General features: G+C 60.0%; 2 protein-coding genes. Both read right to left on the bottom strand.

The window, feature by feature from the left end; all coding sequences use genetic code 11:
* A partial coding sequence (locus tag D8U18_RS00010) for a YgiQ family radical SAM protein (protein WP_131106757.1) occupies window positions 1-2,251 on the bottom strand: 2,251 nt, incomplete at its 3' end.
* Window positions 2,252-2,518: 267 nt separating this feature from the next.
* Window positions 2,519-3,916: a replicative DNA helicase gene (gene dnaB / locus D8U18_RS00005; RefSeq protein WP_008058980.1), complete on the bottom strand. Its 1,398-nt coding sequence runs from the start codon at window positions 3,914-3,916 to the stop codon at window positions 2,519-2,521.
* Window positions 3,917-4,020 lie beyond the last annotated feature (104 nt).

The following is a 4,020-nucleotide window of genomic DNA, read 5'->3' as shown; positions in this document are numbered from 1 at the left end:
CATCCTTGCGTTCCTTGGCTGCCTGCTGATTGCGGGCAAACGCCGCAGCCTTGGCTTGTTCACGCTTGTCCCACGGGTTGCCGCCATCGCTGGCGCGCGGTGGCAGGCCGGTGTGCTGGGTGAGGATCTTGGTGGTCTTTTCCCCTGCAACCTTGTGGCTGCCGGCCGGCGTCGAGTTCTTGCGACGGGCACTCTGGTAGCTGTCGGTGGCCGGCTGATGCGCCGGGATCAGTTGATCCTTGCCCGGGCCGATCAGATCGGCGCGGCCCATGCGGGTCAGCGCTTCACGCAGCATCGGCCAGCCTTTCGGGTCGTGATAACGCAAGAACGCCTTGTGCAGACGACGCTGCTCTTCGCTCTTGACGATGGTCACCGCGTCAGACTTGTAGGTGACCTTGCGCAGCGGGTTCTTGCCCGAGTGGTACATCGCGGTGGCAGTGGCCATCGGCGACGGGTAGAACGCCTGCACCTGGTCGGCACGGAAACCGTTGCCCTTGAGCCACAGGGCCAGGTTCATCATGTCTTCATCGGTGGTGCCCGGGTGGGCGGCGATGAAATACGGAATCAGGTACTGCTCTTTGCCCGCTTCCTTGGAGTACTTCTCGAACATGCGCTTGAACTTGTCATAGCTGCCGATGCCCGGTTTCATCATCTGGTTGAGCGGACCTTCCTCGGTGTGTTCCGGGGCGATCTTCAGGTAACCGCCGACGTGGTGGGTCACCAGCTCTTTGACGTACTCCGGCGACTCGACCGCGAGGTCGTAGCGCAAGCCGGAAGCGATCAGGATCTTCTTCACACCCGGCAACTCACGGGCGCTGCGGTACAACTGGATCAACGCCGAGTGGTCGGTGTTCAGGTTCGGGCAGATGCCGGGGAACACGCACGAGGGCTTGCGGCACGCGGATTCGATTTCCGGGCTCTTGCAGGCGATGCGGTACATGTTCGCGGTCGGGCCACCGAGGTCGGAGATCACGCCGGTAAAACCCGGGACCTTGTCGCGAATCTCTTCGATTTCGCGAATGATCGACTCATGGGAACGGTTCTGGATAATCCGGCCCTCGTGCTCGGTGATCGAGCAGAAGGTGCAGCCGCCGAAGCAGCCACGCATGATGTTCACCGAGAAGCGAATCATGTCGTAGGCCGGGATTTTCTCCTTGCCGTACGCCGGGTGCGGAACGCGCGCGTAAGGCATGCCGAAGACGTAGTCCATTTCTTCGGTGGTCATCGGAATCGGTGGCGGGTTGAACCAGACATCCACCTCACCGTGCTTCTGCACCAAGGCACGGGCGTTGCCCGGGTTGGTTTCCAGGTGCAGCACGCGGTTGGCGTGGGCGTAGAGCACCGCGTCGTTGCGGACTTTCTCCACCGACGGCAGGCGAATCACGGTCTTGTCGCGAGTCATCTTCGGGCTGGCCAGGATTTGCACGACCTTGGCTTCCTGCGGATCCTCAACCGGGCCTTTTTCCTGCTCGATGGCGCAGGCCTGGGTGTCCTGGGTGTTCACATACGGGTTGATGATCTTGTCGATCTTGCCCGGACGGTCAATGCGCGTGGAATCGACTTCGTACCAGTCTTTGGGCGTGTCGCGACGAATGAACGCGGTACCGCGCACGTCGGTGATGTCTTCGATCTTGTGACCGTAGGACAGGCGCTGGGCCACCTCGACAATCGCACGCTCGGCGTTGCCGTACAGGAGAATGTCGGCGCTGGCGTCGATCAGGATCGAGTTGCGCACCCGGTCCTGCCAGTAATCGTAGTGCGCGATGCGGCGCAGGGACGCTTCGATGCCACCGAGCACAATCGGCACGTGCTTGTAGGCTTCCTTGCAGCGCTGGCTGTAGACCAGGCTCGCGCGATCCGGACGCTTGCCCGCCATGCCACCCGGGGTGTAGGCGTCGTCGGAACGGATTTTCTTGTCGGCGGTGTAGCGGTTGATCATCGAGTCCATGTTGCCGGCCGCGACACCGAAGAACAGGTTCGGCTCGCCGAGCTTCATGAAGTCGTCTTTGGACTGCCAGTTCGGCTGGGCAATGATCCCGACGCGAAAGCCCTGGGACTCCAGCAGCCGGCCGATGATCGCCATGCCGAACGACGGGTGATCGACGTAGGCATCACCGGTGACGATGATGATGTCGCAGGAATCCCAGCCGAGCTGATCCATCTCCTCCCTGCTCATCGGCAGGAATGGCGCCGGTCCGAAACATTCGGCCCAGTATTTTGGATAGTCAAATAACGGCTTGGCTGCTTGCATGTCGATAACCGGTGTTGGCTTTCATTGAATTTCGCGGGCGCGGAATATAGCACAAATTTTGACCAATTCCGACGGCTATGGTCGGAAATTGGTGAGCGCTTTGGCACACACAACCTATGTGGCGAGGGAGCTTGCTCCCGCTCGACTGCGCAGCAGTCGCAAAACCAGCAATTGCGGTGTGCCTGAATCAATACCATCGCAGGTATTGGGGCTGCTGCGCAGCCCAGCGGGAGCAAGCTCCCTCGCCACAAAAACCTCTATAACGACTTATTCGTCATCGTCGAAGTTATAGCTGCCCGGCGCCAGGTTCTCGAATCGCGTGTATTTACCGATGAACGCCAGGCGGATAAAGCCGATCGGGCCGTTCCGCTGCTTGCCGATGATGATCTCGGCAATGCCTTTGTGCTCGGTTTCCGGGTGATACACCTCGTCCCGATACACGAACATGATCACGTCGGCGTCCTGCTCGATCGCTCCGGATTCACGCAAGTCGGAGTTCACCGGGCGCTTGTTCGGCCGTTGTTCCAGGGAACGGTTGAGCTGCGACAGCGCCACCACTGGGCAGTTGAATTCTTTGGCCAGCGCTTTCAGGGATCGGGAGATCTCGGAAATCTCGTTGGTCCGGTTGTCACCGCTGGAACCCGGAATCTGCATCAGCTGCAGGTAGTCGATCATGATCAGGCCGACTTCACCGTGCTCACGCACCAGACGCCGGGTCCGGGCACGCATTTCCGACGGACTGATGCCGGCGGTATCGTCAATGAACAGCTTGCGGTCGTTGAGCAGGTTGACCGCCGAGGTCAGGCGCGGCCAGTCATCGTCTTCGAGCTGACCGGAACGCACCTTGGTCTGGTCGATACGACCGAGGGACGAAAGCATACGCATGATCAGCGATTCGCCTGGCATCTCCAGCGAGTAGACCAGAACCGCTTTTTCACTGCGCAACACGGCGTTTTCCACCAGGTTCATCGCAAAGGTGGTTTTACCCATGGACGGACGGCCGGCGACGATGATCAAGTCGGCCGGTTGCAGGCCGCTGGTCTTCTCATCGAGGTCGGTGTAGCCGGTGGACAGGCCAGTGATGGCGTTGTCGGTGTTGAACAGCGTGTCGATACGGTCGATGGCCTTGGTCAACAGGTCGTTGACGCCCACCGGGCCACCGGTTTTTGGCCGGGCCTCGGCGATCTGGAAAATCTGCCGCTCGGCCTCGTCAAGAATTTCCGCGGCAGTGCGGCCTTCCGGGTTGAAAGCGCTGTCGGCAATTTCGGTGCTGATACCGATCAACTGGCGCAATGTCGCCCGCTCGCGAACGATCTGCGCATAGGCCTTGATGTTGGCGACCGAAGGCGTGTTTTTTGCCAGTTCACCGAGGTAACCGAGGCCGCCGACTTGCGAGGTCTGACCTTCCTTGTCCAGTTGTTCGGACAGGGTCACGACGTCGATCGGCATGTTCTGATCGGCCAGCTTGGCGATCGCGCGGAAAATCAGACGGTGGTCATGTCGGTAGAAATCGCCGTCGGAGACTTGATCGAGCACGCGCTCCCAGGCGTTGTTGTCCAGCATCAGACCACCGAGCACAGCCTGTTCGGCTTCGATGGAATGTGGCGGCACCTTCAGCGCGGCGGTTTGCAGATCGTATTGCTCAGGAGCGGAAATTTCGTTCATGGCCACTTGGTTGTTCAGAAAAAAGCAGGGATTGAAAAACAGGAGTTACCAGAAAGACAAAGGGCACGACCTGTAAACAGGATCGTGCCCGATGTTACCGGCAA

It is taken from the genome of Pseudomonas sp. Sample_10 (genome assembly GCF_004321495.1).
Lineage (GTDB): Bacteria > Pseudomonadota > Gammaproteobacteria > Pseudomonadales > Pseudomonadaceae > Aquipseudomonas.
This window is presented reverse-complemented; position numbering and strand designations above follow the sequence as displayed.

Coding starts and splice junctions, on each gene's coding strand:
- dnaB (WP_008058980.1), bottom strand. CDS start 3,916: ATGAACGAAATTTCCGCTCCTGAGCAATACGATCTGCAAACCGCCGCG.